General features: G+C 69.9%; 19 protein-coding genes and 2 tRNA genes. 14 read left to right on the top strand and 7 right to left on the bottom strand.

Annotation, left to right across the window (positions count from 1 at the left end; all coding sequences use genetic code 11):
- The first annotated feature begins 106 nt into the window (after positions 1–106).
- Complete coding sequence (locus ACIQFZ_RS04760; protein ID WP_365417400.1) at positions 107–781, top strand: DsbA family protein; 675 nt, start codon at positions 107–109, stop codon at positions 779–781.
- 9 nt (positions 782–790) lie between these two features.
- Here the strand turns inward: ACIQFZ_RS04760 and ACIQFZ_RS04755 are convergent, their stop codons facing one another.
- Positions 791–1012, bottom strand: coding sequence for a hypothetical protein (locus ACIQFZ_RS04755; protein WP_365417397.1), 222 nt, complete (start codon positions 1010–1012; stop codon positions 791–793).
- A 264-nt stretch (positions 1013–1276) separates the two neighbouring features.
- A complete protein-coding gene (locus ACIQFZ_RS04750) occupies positions 1277–2698 on the bottom strand; it encodes an amino acid permease (protein ID WP_402690607.1) in 1422 nt (473 codons plus the stop codon).
- A 406-nt stretch (positions 2699–3104) separates the two neighbouring features.
- Between ACIQFZ_RS04750 and ACIQFZ_RS04745 the strand changes: the two genes are divergently transcribed.
- On the top strand, positions 3105–3686 hold the full coding sequence (locus tag ACIQFZ_RS04745; protein WP_365417392.1) for a biotin transporter BioY: 582 nt from the start codon (positions 3105–3107) through the stop codon (positions 3684–3686).
- A 221-nt stretch (positions 3687–3907) separates the two neighbouring features.
- Here the strand turns inward: ACIQFZ_RS04745 and ACIQFZ_RS04740 are convergent, their stop codons facing one another.
- Positions 3908–5383, bottom strand: coding sequence for an amino acid permease (locus ACIQFZ_RS04740; protein WP_365417389.1), 1476 nt, complete (start codon positions 5381–5383; stop codon positions 3908–3910).
- Positions 5384–5601: 218 nt separating this feature from the next.
- Here ACIQFZ_RS04740 and ACIQFZ_RS04735 point away from each other — a divergent pair, with 218 nt between their 5' ends.
- On the top strand, positions 5602–6087 hold the full coding sequence (locus ACIQFZ_RS04735; protein WP_141360894.1) for a ribose-5-phosphate isomerase: 486 nt from the start codon (positions 5602–5604) through the stop codon (positions 6085–6087).
- 309 nt (positions 6088–6396) lie between these two features.
- The gene (locus tag ACIQFZ_RS04730) at positions 6397–7218 is read left to right on the top strand and encodes an Fpg/Nei family DNA glycosylase (RefSeq protein ID WP_402690606.1); all 822 of its coding nucleotides are present in this window, start codon (positions 6397–6399) and stop codon (positions 7216–7218) included.
- A 10-nt stretch (positions 7219–7228) separates the two neighbouring features.
- On the opposite strand, the gene ACIQFZ_RS04725 is transcribed toward ACIQFZ_RS04730, so the two are convergent.
- Complete coding sequence (locus tag ACIQFZ_RS04725) at positions 7229–8470, bottom strand: GNAT family N-acetyltransferase (RefSeq protein WP_365417383.1); 1242 nt, start codon at positions 8468–8470, stop codon at positions 7229–7231.
- 162 nt (positions 8471–8632) lie between these two features.
- On the opposite strand from ACIQFZ_RS04725, the gene ACIQFZ_RS04720 reads away from it, so the two are divergent.
- Together ACIQFZ_RS04720 and ACIQFZ_RS04715 are read left to right on the top strand one after the other, a co-directional pair.
- Complete coding sequence (locus tag ACIQFZ_RS04720) at positions 8633–9811, top strand: PP2C family protein-serine/threonine phosphatase (RefSeq protein WP_365417382.1); 1179 nt, start codon at positions 8633–8635, stop codon at positions 9809–9811.
- A gap of 42 nt (positions 9812–9853) precedes the next feature.
- Positions 9854–10306, top strand: a complete 453-nt coding sequence (locus ACIQFZ_RS04715) for an HD domain-containing protein (RefSeq protein ID WP_402690621.1) — start codon at positions 9854–9856, stop codon at positions 10304–10306.
- Here the strand turns inward: ACIQFZ_RS04715 and ACIQFZ_RS04710 are convergent.
- The gene (locus ACIQFZ_RS04710; protein WP_402690605.1) at positions 10296–11480 is read right to left on the bottom strand and encodes an acyltransferase family protein; all 1185 of its coding nucleotides are present in this window, start codon (positions 11478–11480) and stop codon (positions 10296–10298) included. The genes ACIQFZ_RS04715 and ACIQFZ_RS04710 overlap by 11 nt on opposite strands.
- 488 nt (positions 11481–11968) lie before the next feature.
- Here ACIQFZ_RS04710 and ACIQFZ_RS04705 point away from each other — a divergent pair, with 488 nt between their 5' ends.
- Positions 11969–12163, top strand: coding sequence for a hypothetical protein (locus tag ACIQFZ_RS04705; RefSeq protein WP_365417378.1), 195 nt, complete (start codon positions 11969–11971; stop codon positions 12161–12163).
- A gap of 116 nt (positions 12164–12279) precedes the next feature.
- Here ACIQFZ_RS04705 and ACIQFZ_RS04700 read toward each other — a convergent pair.
- Positions 12280–12350, bottom strand: a tRNA-Gly gene (locus tag ACIQFZ_RS04700).
- A gap of 175 nt (positions 12351–12525) precedes the next feature.
- Between ACIQFZ_RS04700 and ACIQFZ_RS04695 the strand changes: the two genes are divergently transcribed.
- From ACIQFZ_RS04695 to clpX, 5 genes are all read left to right on the top strand, one after another.
- Positions 12526–12602 (top strand) — tRNA-Pro (locus ACIQFZ_RS04695).
- 193 nt (positions 12603–12795) lie between these two features.
- Entirely contained in the window at positions 12796–14172 is a 1377-nt protein-coding gene (gene tig / locus ACIQFZ_RS04690; RefSeq protein WP_384429820.1) for a trigger factor, read from the top strand.
- 248 nt (positions 14173–14420) lie between these two features.
- The gene (locus tag ACIQFZ_RS04685) at positions 14421–15026 is read left to right on the top strand and encodes an ATP-dependent Clp protease proteolytic subunit (RefSeq protein ID WP_172633231.1); all 606 of its coding nucleotides are present in this window, start codon (positions 14421–14423) and stop codon (positions 15024–15026) included.
- 131 nt (positions 15027–15157) lie between these two features.
- Positions 15158–15838: an ATP-dependent Clp protease proteolytic subunit gene (locus ACIQFZ_RS04680; protein ID WP_141360910.1), complete on the top strand. Its 681-nt coding sequence runs from the start codon at positions 15158–15160 to the stop codon at positions 15836–15838.
- A gap of 159 nt (positions 15839–15997) precedes the next feature.
- Complete coding sequence (gene clpX / locus ACIQFZ_RS04675; protein ID WP_100566838.1) at positions 15998–17284, top strand: ATP-dependent Clp protease ATP-binding subunit ClpX; 1287 nt, start codon at positions 15998–16000, stop codon at positions 17282–17284.
- A gap of 89 nt (positions 17285–17373) precedes the next feature.
- Here the strand turns inward: clpX and ACIQFZ_RS04670 are convergent, their stop codons facing one another.
- The gene (locus ACIQFZ_RS04670) at positions 17374–18345 is read right to left on the bottom strand and encodes a hypothetical protein (RefSeq protein WP_402690604.1); all 972 of its coding nucleotides are present in this window, start codon (positions 18343–18345) and stop codon (positions 17374–17376) included.
- Between the two features lie 137 nt (positions 18346–18482).
- Between ACIQFZ_RS04670 and ACIQFZ_RS04665 the strand changes: the two genes are divergently transcribed.
- Positions 18483–21113 carry a valine--tRNA ligase gene (locus ACIQFZ_RS04665; protein WP_402690603.1) on the top strand — a complete coding sequence of 877 codons (2631 nt, stop codon included), beginning with the start codon at positions 18483–18485 and terminating at the stop codon, positions 21111–21113.
- 97 nt (positions 21114–21210) lie between these two features.
- Positions 21211–22758, top strand: a complete 1548-nt coding sequence (locus ACIQFZ_RS04660; RefSeq protein WP_402690602.1) for a bifunctional folylpolyglutamate synthase/dihydrofolate synthase — start codon at positions 21211–21213, stop codon at positions 22756–22758.
- Positions 22759–22763: the final 5 nt, after the last annotated feature.

The raw sequence follows: 22763 nt of genomic DNA, 5'->3' as shown, positions 1-22763 counted from the left end.
TGTGGACAGCACCGATCCTGCCATGCGGGTTTGCCGCGCGGCAGCCGGGAATGCCGTGCACGACCGTCGATGTTGGCAGTTCAACGACCCTTTACCGAGGAGAGCCATGTCCGAGACCGCCTCCGCCGCGACCCCGTCGTCCGGCAAGACTCCCGTCGACTTCTGGTTCGACCCGCTGTGTCCCTGGGCCTGGATCACGTCCCGGTGGGTGCTGGAGGTGGAGAAGGTGCGGGACATCGAGGTCCGCTGGCACATCATGAGCCTCGCGGTGCTCAACGAGCCGAGGCTGGACGAACTGCCCGAGGAGTACCGGGAGCTGCTGACCACCAAGGCGTGGGGGCCGGTACGGGTGGTCACCGCGGCCTGGCAGAAGCACGGCCAGGACGTCCTCGGCCCGCTCTACACCGCGCTCGGCACCCGCTTCCACAACCGCGGCGAGGGCCCCACCCGCGAGGCCGTCGTCGCCGCGCTCGACGAGGTGGGTCTGCCCGCCGACCTGATCGACTACGCCGACCAGGAGAACTTCGAGTTCGACGCCGAACTGCGCGCCTCGCACAAGGAGGGCATCGAGAAGGTCGGCCAGGACGTCGGCACCCCGGTCATCGCGGTCCCCGGCCCGGACGGCGAGCAGATCGCCTTCTTCGGCCCGGTCGTCACCCCCACCCCCAAGGGCGAGCAGGCCGCCCGGCTCTGGGACGGTACCCTCGCGGTGGCCTCCGTCCCCGGTTTCTACGAGATCAAGCGCACCCGCACGGTGGGACCGGACTTCAGCAACCTCTGACCCGGCCGGTCAGCGGAAGCTCTCGGGGAGGCTGAAGCCCTTCGCCTGGGTCCAGCGCGGCTGGACCCACAGGCAGCGTCCCTTGGGGCTCTGGCTCTCGCACCGCCACCAGCCGTGGCCGTCCCGCACTCCGCGTGCCTCGTTGATGTGCTTCGCCTCGTCCGGGCCCACCTTGCCGAAGGGGTGCAACTTCTTCCCGGGGCAGTTGGGGCAGTGGATGTAGTCGGGCATGCGCGCCTCCGGTCCGGTCGTCGGATCGCTGTACGATTCGCCGGAATTGGGATCGTAAGGGCGCGGGTGCCGTGCCGCGAGCCCGGAACCGGTCCTGCCGGGGCAGAGAACCGGCCCTGCCAGGGCGGTATCCGAACGCAAAGCCCCCGCGAGTCACGTTCTCGCGGGGGCTTCCTGCTTTCCGCCTGCCGGGTGAAGGGTGACGGGTGAGGGGGAGCAGACGGTCACGAGGCCGGGCGCACCCGGGCGGCGTTCCGGGGTGCGTCAGCTCCGGGCGCGCCCGCGCTGCCGGATGTACCCGGCCGCCGCCAGGAACAGCGTCATGGCGCCCGTCGAGTACAGCTGCACCCGCGTGCCGGACTCGGCGGCCATCAGGACGAAGACCGCCGCCATACCGGCCAGGGCCACCCAGGTCAGCCATGGGAACGCCCACATCCGGACCACCAGCTTCTCCGGCGCCTCCTGCTCCAGCGTGCGGCGCAGCCGCAGTTGCGAGACGGCGATGAAGATCCAGACGACGAGGATCACCGCGCCGATCATGTTCAGCAGCCAGGGGAAGACGTCGTCGGGCCGCCAGTAGCTCAGCAGCACGCAGACGAAACCGAAGACGGAACTGGCCAGCACCGCGGTCCGCGGCACCCCGCCGGAGACCTTCGCCAGCGCCTTCGGGCCCTGACCGCGCTCGACCAGCGAGTACGCGATGCGCGAGGAGCCGTAGATGTTGGCGTTCATCGCGCTCAGCAGCGCGACCAGCACCACCACGTTCATCAGCTGACCGGCCCCCGGGATGCCGAGGTGGTCCAGCGCGGCGACGTACGGGCCCTTCCCGACGACCTCCTCGGAGTCCCAGGGGACGAGCGTGACGATCACCGCCATGGAGCCGACGTAGAACAGCGCGATGCGCCACATCGCCGTACGCACGGCGCTCGCCACACCGCGCACCGGGTTCTCCGACTCGGCCGCCGCGATGGTGACCGTCTCCAGGCCGCCGTAGGCGAAGACCGAGGCGAGCAGGCCGATGACCAGGCCGTGGCCGCCGTGCGGCAGGAAGTCGGTGAGGTTCGAGGCGCCCGGGGAGTCCGTGCCGGGCAGCACGCCCGCGACGGCCAGCACACCGAGGACCAGGAACAGGGCGATCGCGCCGACCTTCAGCGCGGCGAACCAGAACTCGAACTCGCCGAAGTTCTTCACCGCGGCCAGGTTCGTGCCGCAGAACACCACCATGAACAGCGCCACCCACACCCACTCCGGCGTGCCCGGCAGCCATCCGGTGACGATCTTCGCGGCGCCCATGCCCTCCAGGCCGACCGCGGTGCACAGCAGCACCCAGAACGACCAGCCCGCGGTGAAACCGGCCCACGGACCGAACGCCCGCTCGGCGTGCGCGGAGAACGAGCCCGACGACGGGTACGCGGCCGACATCTCGCCCAGCATCCGCATGACCAGCATCACGAGCGCGCCGGACAGGGCGTAGGCGACGACGATCGAGGGGCCGGCGGCGGCGATGCCCGCGCCGGAGCCGACGAAGAGGCCGGCGCCGATCACACCGCCGAGGGCGATCATCGACAGGTGGCGCTGCTTCAGGCCGTGGGACAGGGAGAGGCCGTCCGCCCGCGGGGGCGTCGACGGGGGTCCCCCCTGCTGCGGCGAAGCCGAGAGATCGGGGGAGGTGGTGTCGCTTGGCATGGGGAGGCTCGTCCGGTGGGGGGCAGATGCGAAAACGCCCACAGTCTGGGCGGCCGCTCCACCGCGACGGAGCGCCCGCTCACCATCCGGACGCGCTCTGTGCACAGAGTGAGACGGTGATTACCCGGGCGAGCCGTCGCGGCCGGTGCGCGGCGCGCGGCACCGCCCATGATCCAGCCGTCGAGCCGTTTGGTGGGACCCTACAGTCGCCGTGCCCTCGGCCTGAGTGGCGGAAACCGCGCCACCTCAGTGACAGGCGTCACGTCCCGCCGGGTGTACGGCGTTTCCTTTGTGTGAAACCGACCAAGCGTCCGTTCCCCCCTTGTCGAGCGCTGACGGTGATCGCCGCGCCGCCGCTGGGATAGCGTCACGCTGTCCCGAACTGTCCTCACTCCGCGGAGTCCCCATGAGCACCGCTGCCGCCACCCCCGCCCGTACCGGGGTCGTCCTCGCCGACCTGCTGCCCACGTCCCGTGTCCGGGACGTGGCCCTCGTGGTGGGCGGCGCCGCGCTCACCGGACTCGCCGCCCAGATCGCGGTGCCCGTCCCGCACTCCCCGGTGCCGGTGACCGGTCAGACCTTCGCGGCGCTGCTCGTGGGCACCACGCTGGGCGCCGGCCGCGGTTTCCTCGCCCTCGCGCTGTACGCGCTCGCGGGCGCGGCGGGCGTGCCGTGGTTCGCGGGCGGCGCCTCGGGCGCGGGCTCCGTCTCCTTCGGCTACGTCCTCGGCATGCTGCTCGCCGCCACCGTTGTGGGCGCCCTGGCCCGCCGCGGCGGGGACCGCAACGTCTGGCGCACGGCCGGCACGATGGTGCTGGGTCAGGCGATCATCTACGCGGTCGGCGTGCCCTACCTGGCCCTGGCCACCGGCATGTCGGCGTCCGCCGCGCTCGCCGCCGGCCTCACCCCGTTCCTGATCGGCGACGTCCTCAAGGCCGCCCTGGCGATGGGCCTGCTGCCCACCGCCTGGAAGCTGGCCGGGAAGTGACCGACCGCTTCGTGATGCCGTAGTTCCCGCCGGTACTCGCGAAAGGTTCCCGCCGGTACTCGCGAAAGCCCGCGAGAAATCCTGCGGATATCCCGCGGAAATCCCGCGAAATCTTGTGAAAGAGGCCCGCCGCGTCGCCCTGCGACGTTTCCCGGCGGGCCTCTTTCGCGTTCCGGACCGCCAGACCTGCCTGCGTCTGCCGGGCCCTGCCGAGGCCGTCGTCAGCCGGCCGCGACCTTGTCCGTCTCCTCGGCGGCCGGGGCCGCGACCGCCGTACGGCCGCTCCCGAGCTTCTGCTTGACGAAGGAGATCACCAGCACGATCGCCGCGACCAGCAGCGACAGCAGCACGGTCTCGCGGCCGTCGTGCTCGGTGTCGGTCAGCATGTAGCCGAAGACGAAGACGATCAGCGCGGCCGCCGCCCACGTCAGATACGGGTACAGCCACATCTTCACGACCAGCTTCTCCGGCGCCTCCCGCTGGATGATCTTCCGCATCCGCAGCTGCGAGAAGCAGATCACCAGCCAGACGAACAGGGCGACCGCGCCGGAGGAGTTGACGAGGAAGAGGAATACGGAGTCCGGGAACTTGTAGTTGAAGAACACGGCCACGAAGCCGAACACGACCGACGAGACGATCGCGGCCATCGGCACACCGCGGCGGGTGGTCCGTGCGAACGCCTTCGGCGCGTCCCCGCGCTCGCCCAGCGAGAAGGCCATCCGGGAGGCGGTGTAGAGGCCGGAGTTGAGGCAGGAAAGCACCGACGTCAGCACGATGAAGTTCATGATCTGACCGGCGTGCGGGATACCGAGGGAGTCGAGGGCGGCCACGTAGGAGCCCTTCTCGGTGATCGCCTTGTCGTTCCAGGGGAGCAGGGCGACCACGACGAAGACGGAGCCGAGGTAGAAGACGCCGATACGCCAGATGATGCTGTTGGTCGACTTGGTGACGGCGCGCTGCGGGTCCTCCGACTCGCCTGCCGCGAGGGTGGCGATCTCGCTGCCCATGAAGGAGAAGACGACGAGCAGTACACCGGTCAGGATGGCGCCGGGCCCGTGGGGCAGGAACCCGCCGTGGTCGGTGAGGTTGCCGAGCCCCGCCTTGTCGCTGTGCGCGCCGGGCAGTGCGCCGAAGATGGCCAGCCCGCCGACGACGATGAACGCGGCGATCGCCACGACCTTGATCCCGGCGAACCAGAACTCGAACTCGCCGTAGGAGCCGACGGAGACGAGGTTGGTGGCGGTCAGCACCACCATGACGATGAGGGCCCAGCCCCACTGGGGCACGGCCGGCACCCAGCCGGAGAGGATCTTGGCGCCCGCCGTCGCCTCCACGGCCAGCACGACGACCCAGAAGAACCAGTACAGCCAGCCGATGGAGAACCCGGCCCAACCGCCGAGCGCCCGGTCGGCGTGCGCGGAGAAGGAACCGGAGGTGGGGTTGGCCGCGGACATCTCGCCGAGCATGCGCATCACGAGGACGACGAGCGTGCCGACGAGGGCGTAGGAGAGGAGGATGCCCGGTCCGGCGGTGGCGATGGCCGAGCTGGAACCGACGAAGAGACCGGCGCCGATGACACCGCCGATGGCGATCATCGACAGATGGCGGTTCTTGAGCCCGGCCTGGAGCCCCGAACCGTGGCCCTCGGGGTTCGTATGGCCGCTTCCGGTCTCCGACAGGGTCGGCTGCGAAGTCATGGGGGGAATTCCTTTGCTCGGGTGGAGCGGTCTCCCGTACGAGCGGTGTACGGGATGCTCCAGTGAAACGGAGGCATTGGAATCCGTGAACCTTCGAAATGTAATTGTTACTTGAGGTTTCTTTGAGCTTTGAAAGATTAGCCACATTCTTCTGGTGGATGTGATAGTGCACGTGACCCGGCGCTGCCGCGCGCATTCCGCCATGTCACACTCGGACCATGCGCGTGTATCTCGGCTCCGACCATGCGGGCTTCGAACTCAAGAACCACCTCGTCGAGTGGCTCAAGGCGGCGGGCCACGAGCCCGTCGACTGCGGACCGCACATCTACGACGCCCAGGACGACTACCCGCCCTTCTGCCTGCGCGCCGCGGAGCGCACGGCCGCGGACCCCGACTCCCTCGGCATCGTGATCGGCGGCTCCGGCAACGGCGAGCAGATCGCGGCGAACAAGGTCAAGGGCGTGCGCGCGGCCCTCGCCTGGAGCGAGGAGACGGCCTCCCTCGGCCGCCAGCACAACAATGCGAACGTCGTCGCGGTGGGCGCGCGCATGCACACCACGGAGGAGGCGACGAAGTTCGTCGAGACCTTCCTCGGTACCCCCTTCTCCGGCGACGAGCGCCACATCCGCCGCATCGACATGCTCACGGCCTACGAATCGACGGGCGACCTTCCCCCGATCCCGGCCCACCACCCCCAGCAGTAACCGCCTCACCGTCCAAGGCACGGCGCCCTGAGGGGAGCCGTGCCGCCGCCTTGCGGGCCGGCTCAGCCCTCGGCAGGTGAGGGGAGACGGGAGTCCCCGCTGAAGATCCCGGCCGAGTTCTGCCAGGGGTGCAGGGGACGGAGTCCCCGCGGGGGTCTGGGGCGCAGCCCCGGGCTCGGCACCGCTTCACCCACCGAGACGGGCGGGTGAGTGGGAAACGGGGTCCGGGGCGGAGCCCCAGCGCCGGTGCCCCTCCACCCGCCAAGTCGGTCGGGCAGGTGGGTAAAGAACCGCAAGAAGGGACACCCCGTGCCAGAGGGGCACACCATCCACCGCCTCGCACAGGACTACGCCGCCCACTTCTCAGGCCGGCAGGCCCACGCCACCAGTCCCCAGGGCAAGTTCTCCACCTCCGCCACCCTCCTCACCGGAGCGGAGCTCACCCGCACGGAAGCCCACGGCAAACACCTCTTCCTCCGCTTCCGCGACAGCGACTGGATCCACATCCACCTCGGCCTCTTCGGCAAGGTCACCTTCGGCGACGCCCCCGCACCCCCGCCCACGGACACCGTCCGGCTCCGCCTCGCCAACGCCACCTCGTACGTCGACCTGCGCGGCCCCACCACCTGCGCCCTGATCACCGACGCCGAGAAGCAGGCCGTGCACGACCGCCTCGGCCCCGACCCCCTGCGCTCCGACGCCGACCCGGACCGGGCCTACGCCCGCATACGCCGCAGCCGTACGACCATCGCCGCCCTGCTGATGGACCAGAAGGTCGTCGCGGGCGTCGGCAACGTCTACCGCGCCGAGGTCCTTTTCCGGCACCGCGTCGACCCCTACCGCCCCGGCAGGGACCTGACCCCGGCCGAATGGGACGCCATCTGGGCCGACCTCGTCGCCCTCATGCGCGAGGGCGTCCGCAACAACCGCATCGACACCGTCCGCCCCGAGCACACCCCCGAGGCCATGGGCCGCCCGCCCCGGGTCGACGACCACGGCGGCGAGGTCTACGTCTACCGCCGTACCGCCCTGCCCTGCCACATCTGCGGCACGGACATCCGCACCGCCGACCTCGCCGCCCGCAACCTCTTCTGGTGCCCCACCTGCCAGCAGCCCGCGAAGGTGGGATGAGACACCCGTCTCAGAACCCGTGCGGCAGCCACGGCGCAACCGCCGAGCCGAACGCCACCGACGCCTCGGACAGCGCCCCGCGCCGCAGCTCCCGTACCCGCCCGGCCGCCGCCAGCCCGGACAGCGGCACGCCACCGAGGTACGCCGCCCCCAACTCCCGTACGGACAAGGAGAGGTCCGCCGCGTCCGTGGTCCGCTCACAGGACGCCCCCTTCGCGTCCCCGGCCAGCCGCCACCGCCCGGCGTTCCAGGGGCAGAAGTCGTCCGCCACCTCCAACACCACGTCCACCGGCGCCTGGTAGGTCCGTGCGGCGAGCGCGGCGCCCACGTCCACGAGCCGTACGTACAGCACGTCCCGCAGCCGCGGCCGGCACCGCCGGATGTCGGACACCAGGTACTGCCAGGCGTCGTCGACCGGCCGCTCCCGCAGGATCAGCGTCGAGGTCAGGTCGATGCCGAACAGGAAGCGCCACAGGGCCGCGTCGCTCTCCGGGTCCAGCGCGGCCAGGTCGGTCAGGAGCACCGTGCCCTCGGGCCCGCCGACGCCCCAGCCGGGCTTGACGCGATAGCGGGCGTACCCCGTGACCTCGCCGGCCCGCTCGGCGATCACGCACTGCAGCGGCGAGGCGCCGTCCCGTGCGCTCTCCGGGTCGAGCAGCGCCAGCCGCCCCCAGCCGGGCTGCCGGGCCAGCATCCCGGGCCGGCCGGGCACCAGCCGCGCGTACACCGCCTCGCAGTCGTCCAGCACCTCGGCGGGCGCCGCGTACCGCAGGCGTACGTCGTCCGTGCCGGCCGGGACCGTCAGACCGGCCCGGTCGGTGTCGATCTCGGCGCTGAGCTGGAAGGTCGCCGCGCCGTACCCGAAGCGGCCGTAGATCGCCGGCTCGGAGGCGGTCAGCACCGCCAGCGGCTCGCCCCAGGAGCGCACGTCGTCCAGCTGCCGACGCATCATCGACGTCAGCACACCGCGCCGCCGGTGCGTGGCGGCCACGCTCACCATCGTGATGCCGGCCGCCGGCAGCGAATCGCCGCCCGGCACGGTGATCCGGAAGCGGAACGCCCCCGCCGTGCCCACGCACACGTCCCCGTCCCAGACACCCAGGGAACGGTCCGGCTCGGTGAGGGAGTTCCAGGCCTCCCGCTCCTCGGCCGGCTCCGGGACCCCTCCGAAGGCGCGGATCAGGTTGTCGTACCAGCGGTCCCACTCGTCCCGCCGCAGCACCCTCGGCTCGGTCGCACGCTCAGTCGCCATGCGCCATGCCTACCAGCGCGCCACAGAACAGGCGAACGAATTTCGCCCGGGTGGCAGCGAGACGGCCGCCGGTGAAGTTCACTGTGAATCCGAGCCTCGGACGGGGGACAAGTGGGACCTCCCGTGCCAAGCGTCAGGTCCGATGGATAGGGTCCCCAACTAATGGCAGCAGGACGACAGCGGCGCGCGGAAGCCGAGACGTTCACGGCCCGGTTGAAGATGCAGTGGCACCGGGCCCGCGTCGGCGTGCGCAGAGCCGCCGTCGACTACTTCCGCGGGGACGGCTCGGACTGGATCGCGCTCGGCGGTCTGCTGCTGACCATCCCGCTGATCCTGGTGCTGACGCTCGCCAACTCGGTGTGGTTCTCCCCGGTCGCGCTGGTGCTGCCCATCGTCGCCGGCGGGCTGCTGCTGCGCCCGGCGAGCCTGCTCGGCCTGTACGCCGCCGCGGCCACGGCGCTGATCGTGGAGTCGGTGCGGCTGGGGCCGTACACCGAGGGCCCAGCCAGGGTGACCCCGGGCGTGGTGCTCGTGGTCGCCGCCTGCGGCTTCTTCGGGCTGATCATCGCCCAGTTCCGCAGCCGGGTCGGCGTGCCCTGGCGGCGCGGCGGCACCATGCTGTTCGACCTGCGCGAACGCATCCGCGTCCAGAGCAAGCTGCCGCACTTGCCCGGCAGCTGGCACCACGAGATGGCGCTGCGCCCGGCCGGCGGCCAGTCCTTCTCCGGCGACTTCGTGGTCGCCGCCCGTACGAACGGCGGCCGCACCCTGGAGGTCGTGCTCACGGACGTGTCCGGCAAGGGCATGGACGCGGGCTCGCGGGCGCTGCTGCTGTCGGGCGCGTTCGGCGGTCTGCTCGGCAGCCTGCCCCCGCACGCGTTCCTGCCCGCCGCCAACGGCTACCTGCTGCGCCAGGACTGGGACGAGGGCTTCGCGACCTCCATCCATCTGGTGCTGGACCTGGACTCCGGCGACTACGAGCTGTACTCCGCCGGCCACCCGCCGGGCCTCCAGCTCAGCGCGGGCAGCGGCCGCTGGGAGGAGAAGGCCGCCGAGGGCCCGCTCCTCGGCGTCTACGACGGCGCCCAGTTCGACCCGGTCAAGGGCTCCCTGCGGGCCGGCGACGTCCTGATGCTGTTCACCGACGGCCTGGTGGAGACGTCCGACCGCGACATCGTCGAGGGCATCGACCGCCTCACCGGCGAGGCCGACCGCTATGTCGCCGGCGGCTTCCACGGCGCCGCCTGGCACCTGATCGAAGCGGTGGCGAAGGACGTCAACGACGACCGCGCCCTGCTCCTGATCTGCCGCGAGGGCCCGACGGCCCTGGCGGCACGCTGACACACTGGACCGGTGACCGAGACGCCCCGCACCCCGCGCACCATGTCCCTGGCCGAGGTCGAGACCCTCGCCCGGGCCGCTCACGAGGGGCAGACCGACAAAGGGGGCCTGCCCTACGCCGAGCACCTGCGGGCCGTCGCCGAGGGTGTACGGGCCCGGGGCGGTGACGGTGAGCAGATCGCGGCGGCCTGGCTGCACGATTCCGTGGAGGACGGCGTCCTGTCCGAAGGGTGGCTGCGCGAGGCCGCGCTGAGCCGCCGTACGAAGGACATCGTGCTGGCGGTCACCAAGCGGGCGGGGGAGGACCCGGAGGCGTACGCGCGGCGGATCCTCGCCACGCCCGGCGCGCTCCTGGTGAAGGAGGCGGACCTGGCGCACAACGCCGACCCGGTCCGCCTCGCGGTCCTCGACGAGACCACCCGCACCCGGCTGACCGGGAAGTACGCACGGATGCGCGCACTTCTCGGGCTCCCGGACGGTCCTCTCAGGCGCTGACCGAGCCGGCCGTCTCCCACTGCGGCCGCTGAGCCTCCCGGCGCTCGCGGGCCTGATCGCCCGCGTCCTGCCGGAAGGCCCACTTCATCTCGGGCTCCATGACACAGCGGAAGACCCGCCGCACGGGGCGGGTGCACAGCAGGGTGATGACCGTCGCCGCCAGGACGGTGACGAGGATCTCGCCGAGCGGACGGTGCAGCCAGGCGTGGTCGAACCAGCCCCGGAAGCCGGCGCCCTTGATGACGAAGCCGTGCAGCAGATAGCCGTACAGCGTGCCCGCGCCGAGCGCCGTGAACCACATCCGCCGGCCCGGCACCCAGGCGAAGAAGCAGGCGGTCAGCACCACCGAGCAGCCGAACAGCGCCAGCGTCATCACCGGGCCGGCCCACCAGGGCGCGCCCAGATCCTGCGCGGCGTCACGGTGGTAGAACCAGGAGGTGTTCATCCGCGGCGCCGCCCACCAGGCGGTGACCAGTGCTGCCGCGAACACCGGCACCGCCGCGATCCGCACCGAACGGCGGCGCACCAGCCGGAAGTGCTCGGCCTTCATCGACAGCCCCAGCACGAAGAACGGCAGGAACTGCAGCACCCGCTGAAGGTCCAGGTCGTTGCCGATGGCCGAGCTGGCCGACGCCAGCATGGCGATGACGAGCGCGAGGGGCAGCGGCCGGCGGACCAGTTTCCAGATGGGGGCGGTCAGCCGCCAGATGAACAGGGCGCACAGGAACCAGGTCAGGTACCAGGGGTCGAGGAGGCTGATGTCCTGTTCGGGGCTGTGGCCGGCGTAGCGCTTGAAGAGGGAGAGGGCGGTCTCGAAGACGATGTACGGAACCGCGACACCGGTGATCAGCCGCTTGAGCCGGTCGGGCCGGGCGTCGAAACTGCGCGAGAAGTAGCCGGAGATGACGATGAAGGCCGGCATGTGGAAGGTGTACACGAACATGTACAGGCTTCGCAGGACGCGGCTGTCGTCCATGAGCGGCGCCCAGGAGTGACCCGCTGCCACCAGCACGATCGCCAGGTATTTGGCGTTGTCGAAGAACGCGTCGCGCTGTGTGGCCGGTCTTCCGCCCGACTCGTCCGATCGGCGCGGACTCGGCACTCCGGGGGCCGGTGACTGTGCCGGAGGGAGCGGTGTTCTGTTCTGACCGGGGGACGAGGCAGCGTGGAACATCTGAGGCACCCTAGTGTTGTCCGCGGGGTTCCGTAAAAGCGCCGACGTCATACGCCGGTTATTCGCTGCGGCTACCCGGGATTTGACGAAGTCGGCATGCTTTCAAGGGTGATGGTCGACACATCTCACGTGCCGTTCGTGCGGGCAGTCGCACCCCCAATGTCCGGACTCATCCTGATGAGTTGGTGCACGGGTTCATGTTCTGGGCGACGATTCGAATTCCTTGCGAACATAATGTGCAGGCGTGTAAAAGATCTCACTGAATTCCCTGCGGAGGCGGTGCGGCGAACGGCGCCGAATTGCCGTACGGATCAAGGTCGGAGAAGCGCCCCGCCCCAAGGGGCGCGGTCCCCGGAGCGACTGGCGTGGCCGATGATGTGTCAGCCGCCGCATAGGGGAGCCGGGTTGGTGGCACGATGGTTCCAGCGGGGTGCGCGGGGCTGGCGTCCGCGGGCCGGGAGAGCGACCGACCGAGGGTGTGATCAGTTGTGGCCATTTCACTGTCAGTGGTGCTGATGTTGGCGATCATCCTGGTGGTGCTGCTCCGAGGGGGCTCCATCAAGGCGGGCCCGGCCATCGTCGCCATACTCTTCGGCTTCTTCCTCGCCTCCACCGGAATGGCGCCGTCCATCAACCGCTTCCTGAACTCGATAGCGCACACGATCAACTCGATCAGCTTCTGACGGGCAGGTGACGTGCCGCTGACCCGGCGGGATGGGACGCGAGCCGTCCGTGTTCGTGGAAACGCTCAGGGCCAGGTCGGAGGAGTGATCCTCTGACCTGGCCCTGAGCGGTACAGAGCGGGCGACGGGAATCGAACCCGCGTAGCCAGTTTGGAAGACTGGGGCTCTACCATTGAGCTACGCCCGCACACAAGGCGCCGCCGGTCTGCCGACCGCGGCACACAAGGCATCGTAGCGGGTCGTGCGCCGTCGACGCACACCCTGTTCCCCGAGGTCGCCGTTCGCGCCCGGCGCGCTCCCGGTGGTCGTGGAATGCGGCGTCGGCACTGCCTGCGGGCATGTACCCTACCTGTCGCACCAGACGGGGTGTGGCGCAGCTTGGTAGCGCGTCCGCTTTGGGAGCGGAAGGCCGTGGGTTCAAATCCCGCCACCCCGACCATCCGCCGGCCGCCGGTCGGCGTCACTACGCGTGATCGCCTTTGGGGGCGCGGAGTGGCTGCGGTTACTATGCAAACTGCGCGCCCGTGTGTCCGGTCCTGCTGGGCCTGCGAACTCCTCCGGGCGGGTCGAAATCCGCCGGACCCATCTGGCCCCGGCAGAATCCAAGCAGTCAGCCACAAGGAGACCGAACCGTGAAGAGCGCCGTGGAGACCCTGAACCCGACCCGGGTTCGGCTCACTGTCGAGGTGCCCTTCGAGGAGCTCAAGGACAGCCTCGACGCGGCGTACAAGAAGATCAACCAGCAGGTCACGGTGAAGGGCTTCCGCAAGGGCAAGATCCCGGCCCGCGTCATCGACCAGCGGTTCGGCCGCGGTGCGGTTCTCGAGGAGGCCGTCAACGACGCGCTGCCGAAGTTCTACACCGAGGCGGTCAACGAGGCGGAGCTGAACCCGCTGGGCCAGCCCGAGGTCGACATCACCGAGCTGAAGGACGGCGAGACGCTGAACTTCACCGCCGAGGTCGACGTCCGCCCGGCCGTCGAGATCCCGGACTACTCCGGCATCGAGGTCGAGGTCGACGCCATCGAGGTCGCAGACGAGGACGTCGACAAGGCCGTCGAGCAGCTGCGCGAGCGCTTCGCCTCGACGAGCCCGGTCGAGCGCGCCGCCGAGGACGGCGACGTGGTCACCATCGACCTGGAGGCCAAGGTCGACGGCGAGGTCCTCGAGGACGGCGTGGCCAACGGCGTCTCCTACACCATCGGCTCCGGTGAGCTGCTGGACGGCATCGACGACGCCGTGAAGGGCCTGGAGGCCGGTGGCGAGGCCACCTTCACCTCCGAGCTCAAGGGCGGCTCCGCGGCCGGCAAGGAGGCCGAGGTCTCCGTCAAGGTCACCCAGGTCGCCGCGCGCGAACTGCCCGAGCTGGACGACGACTTCGCGCAGCTCGCCTCGGAGTTCGACACCCTCGAGGAGCTGCGCGCGGACAGCCGCAAGCGCCTGGAGAACATGAAGCAGTACGACCAGGCCACGCAGGCCCAGGAGCGCGTCCTGGACAAGCTGCTCGAGCTGGTCGAGGTCCCGGTCCCCGAGAAGCTGCTCGAGGACGAGATCAACACCCGCAAGCACAACCTGGAGCACCACCAGCTCGGCCAGATGGGCCTCACCCTCGACAAGTACCTGGAGATCCAGGGCAAGACCGCCGAGGAGTTCGAGACCGAGACCCGCGACGCCGCGGTCAAGGGCATCAAGACCCAGTTCGTCCTCGACGAGCTGGTCAAGACGGAGAAGCTCAACGTCAACCAGGAGGAGCTCACCGAGCACCTCATGCGGCGCGCCGCCTCCTCCGGCATGTCCCCCGACCAGTTCGCGCAGGCGGTCGTCGAGCAGAACCAGGTTCCGCTGCTGGTAGGCGAGGTCGCCCGCGGCAAGGCCCTGGCCGTCGTGGTCGAGGCCGCGACCGTGAAGGACACCAACGGCGAGATCGTCGACCTGGACGACGAAGAGGACGAGGCGGAGACCGCCGACGCCGCCGCCGAGGGCGAGGGCGAGGAGAAGGCCGAGGCCTGATCCGTACGGCATACGGATGCGCGCGGCGGGCGGGCCCCGGGTACGTTGGTGACCTGGGGCCCGTTCGCTTTTTCCGAAGGCCGCGCGCTACGCCCCCGGCGAACACTCCCCTCAGCGGGATTCGCCGACGGGAGCCGCGCGTTAGGGTCCATGAGTACGGGGGCAGGGGAGTCCCCAGCCCCTGGCAGGAACACGTGAGACGGCCCGGCGCCGTCGTAAGACGAGCAGGTGGATACGTGACGAATCTGATGCCCTCCGCCGCCGGCGAGCCTTCCATCGGTGGTGGCCTCGGCGACCAGGTCTACAACCGGCTGCTCAACGAGCGGATCATCTTCCTCGGCCAGCCGGTCGACGACGACATCGCGAACAAGATCACCGCACAGCTGCTGCTCCTTGCCGCGGACCCGGACAAGGACATCTACCTGTACATCAACAGCCCCGGCGGCTCGATCACGGCCGGCATGGCGATCTACGACACCATGCAGTACATCAAGAACGACGTGGTGACCATCGCCATGGGCCTCGCGGCCTCGATGGGCCAGTTCCTGCTCAGCGCGGGCACCCCCGGCAAGCGCTTCGCGCTGCCGAACGCCGAGATCCTGATCCACCAGCCCTCCGCCGGTCTGGCCGGCTCGGCCTCGGACATCAAGATTCACGCCGAGCGGCTGCTGCACACCAAGAAACGCATGGCCGAGCTGACCTCCTTCCACACCGGCCAGTCGGTCGAGCAGATCACCCGCGACTCCGACCGCGACCGGTGGTTCGACGCCCACGAGGCCAAGGAGTACGGCCTCATCGACGACGTCATCACCTCGGCCGCCGGCATGCCGGGCGGTGGCGGCACCGGGGCCTGAGCCGCTCCCACGGGGCCCACGAGGCCCCCTGAGCCGCTCCAGCGGAGTTCCCGGCCCCGCGCGGGCGTCCGAGACCTCCGCGCAGGCCCGCCAGCCCCAGCCGACCGCCCAGCCCCTTTCCAGGAGACACCGTGAACGACTTCCCCGGCAGTGGCCTCTACGACCGTACGCGTGCCGAGTACACCGGCCCCACGGCCGAGTCCCGCTACGTCATCCCGCGCTTCGTGGAGCGCACCTCCCAGGGCATCCGCGAGTACGACCCGTACGCGAAGCTCTTCGAGGAGCGCGTGATCTTCCTCGGCGTCCAGATCGACGACGCCTCGGCCAACGACGTCATGGCGCAGCTGCTGTGCCTGGAGTCGATGGACCCCGACCGGGACATCTCGGTCTACATCAACAGCCCCGGCGGTTCCTTCACGGCTCTGACCGCCATTTACGACACCATGCAGTTCGTGAAGCCCGACATCCAGACCGTGTGCATGGGCCAGGCCGCCTCGGCCGCCGCCATCCTGCTGGCCGCGGGCACGCCGGGCAAGCGCATGGCGCTGCCCAACGCCCGGGTGCTGATCCACCAGCCGTACAGCGAGACCGGCCGCGGTCAGGTCTCCGACCTGGAGATCGCCGCCAACGAGATCCTCCGGATGCGTTCGCAGCTGGAGGAGATGCTGGCCAAGCACTCCAGCACGCCGATCGAGAAGATCCGTGAGGACATCGAGCGCGACAAGATCCTCACGGCCGAGGAGGCCCTCTCGTACGGGCTGATCGACCAGATCATCTCGACCCGGAAGATGAACAACGCGTCCGTCCGCTGACGGGAGGCAGTATCGTCTGCCACTCCTTGGCACGGTGCACGTCAAAGCGAACCGTGCCAAGGGGGGCCCGAACGAGGGGCCCGGCAAGGTACCGTCGACATAAGGCAGCACCAGGAGCCGCTGGACGTAGGCGTCTCCCAGGCGAAGGGGAAGCACACCGTGGCACGCATCGGTGACGGCGGCGATCTGCTCAAGTGCTCGTTCTGCGGCAAGAGCCAGAAGCAGGTCAAGAAGCTCATCGCAGGGCCCGGTGTGTACATCTGCGACGAGTGCATCGATCTCTGCAACGAGATCATCGAGGAGGAACTCGCGGAGACCAGCGAGGTGCGCTGGGAGGAACTGCCCAAGCCCCGCGAGATCTACGAGTTCCTGGACGGGTACGTCGTCGGCCAGGAGGCCGCGAAGAAAGCCCTGTCCGTCGCGGTGTACAACCACTACAAGCGCGTCCAGGCCGGCGAGAACGGCGGCGCGCAGGGCCGTGACGACGGCATCGAGCTCGCCAAGTCCAACATCCTTCTGCTGGGCCCCACGGGGTCCGGCAAGACCCTGCTGGCCCAGACGCTGGCCCGCATGCTGAACGTCCCGTTCGCCATCGCCGACGCCACGGCGCTGACGGAGGCGGGGTACGTCGGCGAGGACGTCGAGAACATCCTGCTGAAGCTGATCCAGGCGGCCGACTACGACGTCAAGAAGGCCGAGACCGGGATCATCTACATCGACGAGATCGACAAGGTCGCGCGGAAGAGTGAAAACCCGTCCATCACGCGCGATGTGTCGGGCGAGGGCGTCCAGCAGGCCCTGCTGAAGATCCTCGAGGGGACCACGGCCTCGGTTCCGCCCCAGGGCGGCCGCAAGCACCCCCACCAGGAGTTCATCCAGATCGACACGACGAACGTCCTGTTCATCGTGGGCGGCGCCTTCGCGGGCCTGGAGAAGATCATCGAGGGCCGGGCGGGTGCCAAGGGCATCGGCTTCGGCGCGACGATCCGTTCCAAGCGGGAGCTGGAGACCAAGGACCAGTTCGAGGACGTCATGCCCGAGGACCTGGTCAAGTTCGGCATGATCCCGGAGTTCATCGGCCGCCTGCCGGTGATCACCTCGGTCCACAACCTGGACCGCGAGGCGCTCCTGAAGATCCTGGTCGAGCCGCGCAACGCCCTGGTCAAGCAGTACCAGCGCCTGTTCGAACTCGACGGCGTGGAGCTGGACTTCGAGCGCGAGGCCCTGGAGGCCATCGCCGACCAGGCCATCCTCCGCCAGACCGGCGCCCGCGGCCTGCGCGCCATCATGGAGGAGGTGCTCCAGGGCGTGATGTACGAGGTTCCGTCCCGCAAGGACGTGGCCCGCGTGGTCATCACGGCCGACGTCGTCCTCTCCAACGTCAACCCGACCCTGATCCCGCGCGACGCGCGCGGCCGCGGTCCGGGCGAGCAGAAGACGGCGTAACCGCCGCCGCGGGAACGCGGACGCCGCACGCACGAGGAAGGGCCCCGGTCGACCGACCGGGGCCCTTCGTCATCTGCCGAATGCCGACGTCAGGCCTTGACGCGCACGTCCTTGCGGAGCTTGGCCGCGGTCGCGGCCGCGTCCTCGAGGCTGCTCGCCTTGCCGGTCATGGCGGATGCGAAGTCGACCGGCATCACCAGTCCGAGGGTGCTGTGGTCACCCCAGATGCAGACCGGCATCGTCATGTCCTTGGGGCCGCCGGCCGTGCTGCCCGACGCGCCCAGGTTGACCTTGATCTCCTGGCACTTGAGGACGGCGCCGTCGAGGCCGCTCGGGCTGTACGCCTTCGGGCTGCCGAGGAGCTTTCCGCCGTCGCTCTTCTCCTTCTCGGCGTTCTTCTTCATGTCCGCGAACATGTTGTCGACGGCCTTCTCGGGGTCGTCGATGGTGCCGTAGACGCCGCCGAAGGTGACCTGCTTCAGGGCGAGCGGGTTGCTCTTGTCCCCGGACTGGTAATTGGCGCTGACGTCCTTCGGGCTCTTCACACCCCAGCTCTCGGCGTCCTTCAGGTCCGACTTGGACATGCCGTCGTTCCCGGAGTCCTCGGCCTTCTTGTACTGGCCGTCGAGAACCGTCGCGGGCGTGATCAGCTTGTGCGGGCCGTCGTTTGCGACGCTGGAGCCGCCGCCCCCGTCCTTCATGTAGTACACGCCCGCCGCGATCACCGCGATCACCATGGCGACCGCCACCGCGCCGATGATCAGGCCCGCCTTCTTGCCGCCGCCACCGGAGGCCGGGGGCTGCGGGAAGGCGCCCTGGGGAGGCTGCTGGCCGTACGGGGGCTGCTGGCCGTAGGGGCCCTGCTGGGGCGGGACGCCCGGGGCCTGCTGCGGGTAGCCGTAACCGGGCTGCGGCTGGGCGGGAGGGGCCTGCTGGGGGTAGCCGTAGCCGGGCTGGGCGGGCGGTCCCTGCGGCGGCTGCTGGCCGTAGGGGCCCGGCTGGCCGTACGGCCCGGGCTGCTGGGGCTGCCCGCCGTACGGGCCCGGCTGGTTGTTGCTCATTTCCTGGGTTCCCCTCCAGATGCTTATGTGTCCCTGACATCCTGGCCCAGGTACGGCGATGCCATGTCGTCGGGGTCGCCACCGTTACGAAACAAATGCGGTTCGGGACAGCGCCGTGACGCCTCTAAACTGACCCCGTGACCGAGAACGCTCAGCAGCAGCCACCAGCGCCCGACACCGAACTGCCGACCCAGTACGCGCCGGCCGACGTAGAGGGGCCGCTGTACGAGCGCTGGGTAGAGCGGGGTTACTTCGAGGCGGACGAGAAGAGCGACAAGCCGCCGTTCACCGTCGTCATCCCGCCGCCGAACGTCACCGGCTCGCTCCACCTGGGGCACGCCTTCGAGCACACGCTCATCGACGCCCTCACGCGCCGCAAGCGCATGCAGGGTCACGAGACGCTGTGGCAGCCCGGCATGGACCACGCCGGCATCGCCACCCAGAACGTCGTCGAGCGCGAACTCGGCAAGGAGGGCAAGTCCCGGCACGACCTCGGCCGCGAGGCCTTCGTCGACCGCGTCTGGCAGTGGAAGAACGAGTCCGGCGGGCAGATCTCCGGCCAGATGCGCCGCCTCGGCGACGGCGTCGCCTGGTCGCGTGAGCGCTTCACCATGGACGAAGGGCTGTCGCAGGCCGTTCAGACCATCTTCAAGCGGCTTTACGACGACGAACTCATCTACCGCGCCGAGCGCATCATCAACTGGTGCCCCCGGTGCCTGACCGCCATCTCCGACATCGAGGTCGAGTACCAGGACGACGACGGCGAGCTCGTCTCGATGAAGTACGGCGACGGGGACGACACCATCGTCGTCGCCACCACCCGTGCCGAGACCATGCTCGGTGACACCGCCGTCGCCGTTCACCCCGACGACGAGCGCTACCGCCACCTCGTCGGCAAGCTCATCAAGCTGCCGCTCACCGACCGTTCCATCCCGGTCGTCGCGGACGAACACGTCGACCCCGAGTTCGGCACCGGCGCCGTCAAGGTCACCCCGGCCCACGACCCGAACGACTTCGAGATCGGCCGGCGCCACGACCTGCCCGCCATCACCGTGATGGACGAGCACGCCGTCATCACCGTCCACGGCCCCTTCCAGGGCCTGGACCGCTTCGAGGCCCGCTCCGCCATCGTCGGCGCGCTGCGCGCCGAGGGCCGGATCGTCGCCGAGAAGCGCCCGTACGTCCACTCCGTCGGCCACTGCTCGCGCTGCAAGACCACGGTCGAGCCGCGCCTGTCCATGCAGTGGTGGGTCAAGGTCGGTCCGCTGGCGCAGGCCGCCGGCGACGCCGTCCGGGACGGTCGCGTCAAGATCCATCCGCAGGAGATGGAGAAGCGGTACTTCGACTGGGTCGACAACCTCCACGACTGGTGCATCTCGCGGCAGTTGTGGTGGGGCCACCGCATCCCCGTCTGGTACGGGCCGAACGGCGAGGTCGTCTGCGTCGGACCCGACGAGCAGCCGCCCGGCACCGAGGCCGAGGGCTGGAAGCAGGACACCGACGTCCTCGACACCTGGTTCTCCTCCGGCCTGTGGCCGTTCTCCACCCTCGGCTGGCCCGAGCAGACCGAGAGCCTCGCGAAGTTCTACCCGAACTCCGTCCTGGTCACCGGCTACGACATCCTCTTCTTCTGGGTCGCCCGGATGATGATGTTCGGCCTGTACGCGATGGACGGCACCCCGCCGTTCCACACCATCGCCCTGCACGGCATGGTCCGCGACCAGTTCGGCAAGAAGATGTCGAAGTCCTTCGGCAACGCGGTCAATCCGCTGGACTGGATGGACAAGTACGGCTCCGACGCCCTCCGGTTCACCCTGGCCCGCGGCGCCAACCCCGGTGTCGACGTGCCGATCGGCGAGGACTGGGTCCAGGGCTCGCGCAACTTCGCCAACAAGATCTGGAACGCCACCCGTTTCGCGCTGATGAACGGCGCGACGGTGGACGGTCCGCTGCCGGACGCCTCGAAGATGTCGGCGACCGACCGCTGGATCCTGTCCCGGCTGAACTCGGTCGTCGCCGAAGTCGACGCGTACTACGAGGACTTCCAGTTCGCCAAGCTGTCGGACACGCTGTTCCACTTCGCGTGGGACGAGGTCTTCGACTGGTACGTCGAGCTGTCCAAGACGACGTTCCAGGCGGGCGGCGAGCCGGCCGAGGTCTCCAAGCGCGTCCTGGGCGAGGTCCTGGACGTCACGCTGAAGCTGCTGCACCCGGTGGTCCCGTTCGTCACGGAGACGCTGTGGACGACGCTGACGGGCGGCGAGTCGCTCGTCATCGCCGAGTGGCCGACCGACAGCGGCTTCCGGGACGCGGCCGCCGAGCGGGAGATCGAGACCCTCCAGTCCGTGATCACCGAGGTGCGCAGGTTCCGCGCCGACCAGGGGCTCCAGCCGGGCCAGCGCGTCCCGGCCCGCCTGGTCCTGGACGGTACGGCGCTGGCCACGCACGAGCCGGCCATCCGGCAGCTCCTGCGGCTCCAGCCGGAGGGTGACGGATTCACCGCCACGGCGACGCTGCCGGTCGCGGGTGTCGAGGTCGCGCTGGACCTGTCCGGCGCGATCGACGTCGCCGCGGAGCGCAAGCGGCTGGCGAAGGATCTGGCGGCCGCGGAGAAGGAGAAGGCCCAGGCGAACGGCAAGCTCGGCAACGAGGCGTTCCTGGCGAAGGCGCCCGACCAGGTGGTCGAGAAGATCCGTACGCGGCTGGCCAAGGCCGAGGAGGACATCACACGGCTCGCGGCACAGCTGGAGCGGCTGCCGCAGCACTAGCCCGCAGCCCGCGGGCACCCGTGCCGCTGGGGCGGCACGCGCGGCCACACAAGCGAAGGCCCCCGGAGTCACGCGACTCCGGGGGCCTTCGCCCAGAATGTCGGCGACCCTCCGTACACTTGGCCCCGTGAGTGAGCTCCCCCCGGACAGCAGCAGCCAGCCAGACCCTCTCGACACCTTCGACGAGATCATCGCCACGGAGACCGAACGCGACCCCGATCTCGCGGTCATCGAGGCCGGCAGCCGCACCCTGCGGACCCAGGGCGGTCCGTCGCAGGCGGACGTACCCGGGCGCCCGGAGGACCCCGAGGTCGACAAGGCGCTGCGCGAGGTCGAGGGCGAGCTGGCCACCCGCTGGGGTGAGACCAAGCTGGAGCCCTCGGTCAGCCGGATCGCCGCGCTGATGGACGTCCTGGGCGAGCCGCAGCGGTCCTACCCCTCCATCCACATCACCGGCACCAACGGCAAGACCTCCACCGCCCGCATGATCGAGGCCCTGCTCGGCGCCTTCGAACTGCGCACCGGCCGGTACACCTCCCCGCACGTGCAGTCGATCACCGAGCGGATCAGCCTGGACGGCGCCCCGATCTCCGCCGAGCGGTTCGTCGCGACGTACCACGACATCAAGCCGTACGTGGAGATGGTCGACGCCTCGCAGGAGTACCGGCTGTCCTTCTTCGAGGTGCTGACCGGCATGGCGTACGCCGCCTTCGCCGACGCGCCGGTCGACGTGGCCGTCGTGGAGGTCGGGATGGGCGGCAGCTGGGACGCCACGAACGTCATCGACGGTGACGTCGCCGTGGTGACCCCCATCGACCTGGACCACACCGACCGCCTGGGCGGTACGCCCGGCGAGATCGCCGGGGAGAAGGCCGGCATCATCAAGCAGGACGCCACGGTGATCATGGCACAGCAGCCGGTGGACGCCGCGCAGGTACTGCTGAAGAAGGCCGTGGAGGTCGACGCGACGGTCGCCCGCGAGGGGCTGGAGTTCGGTGTCGTGGCCCGCCGGGTGGCCGTGGGCGGGCAACTGCTGACCCTGCGCGGCCTGGGCGGCGACTACACCGAGGTGTACCTGCCGCTGCACGGCGCCCACCAGGCGCACAACGCCGCCGTGGCGCTCGCCGCCGTCGAGGCGTTCTTCGGCGTAGGCGCGCAGCGCGCCCAGCCGCTGGACGTGGACACCGTGCGCAAGGCGTTCGCGTCCGTCGCCTCGCCGGGCCGGATGGAGGTCGTACGACGCTCGCCGACGGTGGTGCTGGACGCCGCGCACAACCCGGCGGGCGCGCGGGTGACCGCCGACGCGGTCCAGGAGGCGTTCGACTTCAGCCGGCTGATCGGGGTGGTCGGGGCCAGCGGCGACAAGAACGTGCGCGGTCTGCTGGAGGCCTTCGAGCCGATCTTCGCGGAGATCGTGGTCACGCAGAATTCCAGCCACCGCGCGATGGACGCCGACGAGCTGGCCGCGCTCGCCGTCGAGGTGTTCGGCGAGGACCGGGTCCAGGTCGAGCCGCGGCTGCCGGACGCGCTGGAGGCCGCGATCACGCTTGCCGAGGAGGAGGGCGAGTTCGCCGGCGGCGGTGTGCTCGTCACCGGCTCCGTCATCACCGTCGGTGAGGCCCGACTGCTCCTGGGGAGGGGCTGACTTCT

Origin of the sequence: Streptomyces sp. NPDC093064, from assembly GCF_044754605.1 — a bacterium.
GTDB lineage: Bacteria > Actinomycetota > Actinomycetes > Streptomycetales > Streptomycetaceae > Streptomyces.
Note: the sequence above shows the minus strand (reverse complement) of the source record. Positions and strands in the feature narration are given on the sequence as shown.

Excerpts from the sequence above, each read along its gene's own strand:
- ACIQFZ_RS04685 (WP_172633231.1), top strand. The coding sequence starts at position 14,421 with ATGCCCTCCGCCGCCGGCGAGCCTTCCATCGGTGGTGGCCTCGGCGAC.
- ACIQFZ_RS04735 (WP_141360894.1), top strand. The coding sequence starts at position 5,602 with ATGCGCGTGTATCTCGGCTCCGACCATGCGGGCTTCGAACTCAAGAAC.
- ACIQFZ_RS04670 (WP_402690604.1), bottom strand. The coding sequence starts at position 18,345 with ATGAGCAACAACCAGCCGGGCCCGTACGGCGGGCAGCCCCAGCAGCCC.
- ACIQFZ_RS04755 (WP_365417397.1), bottom strand. The coding sequence starts at position 1,012 with ATGCCCGACTACATCCACTGCCCCAACTGCCCCGGGAAGAAGTTGCAC.
- ACIQFZ_RS04710 (WP_402690605.1), bottom strand. The coding sequence starts at position 11,480 with ATGTTCCACGCTGCCTCGTCCCCCGGTCAGAACAGAACACCGCTCCCT.
- ACIQFZ_RS04720 (WP_365417382.1), top strand. The coding sequence starts at position 8,633 with ATGGCAGCAGGACGACAGCGGCGCGCGGAAGCCGAGACGTTCACGGCC.
- ACIQFZ_RS04760 (WP_365417400.1), top strand. The coding sequence starts at position 107 with ATGTCCGAGACCGCCTCCGCCGCGACCCCGTCGTCCGGCAAGACTCCC.
- ACIQFZ_RS04740 (WP_365417389.1), bottom strand. The coding sequence starts at position 5,383 with ATGACTTCGCAGCCGACCCTGTCGGAGACCGGAAGCGGCCATACGAAC.
- ACIQFZ_RS04715 (WP_402690621.1), top strand. The coding sequence starts at position 9,854 with ATGTCCCTGGCCGAGGTCGAGACCCTCGCCCGGGCCGCTCACGAGGGG.
- ACIQFZ_RS04750 (WP_402690607.1), bottom strand. The coding sequence starts at position 2,698 with ATGCCAAGCGACACCACCTCCCCCGATCTCTCGGCTTCGCCGCAGCAG.
- ACIQFZ_RS04725 (WP_365417383.1), bottom strand. The coding sequence starts at position 8,470 with ATGGCGACTGAGCGTGCGACCGAGCCGAGGGTGCTGCGGCGGGACGAG.
- ACIQFZ_RS04660 (WP_402690602.1), top strand. The coding sequence starts at position 21,211 with ATGTCGGCGACCCTCCGTACACTTGGCCCCGTGAGTGAGCTCCCCCCG.
- ACIQFZ_RS04745 (WP_365417392.1), top strand. The coding sequence starts at position 3,105 with ATGAGCACCGCTGCCGCCACCCCCGCCCGTACCGGGGTCGTCCTCGCC.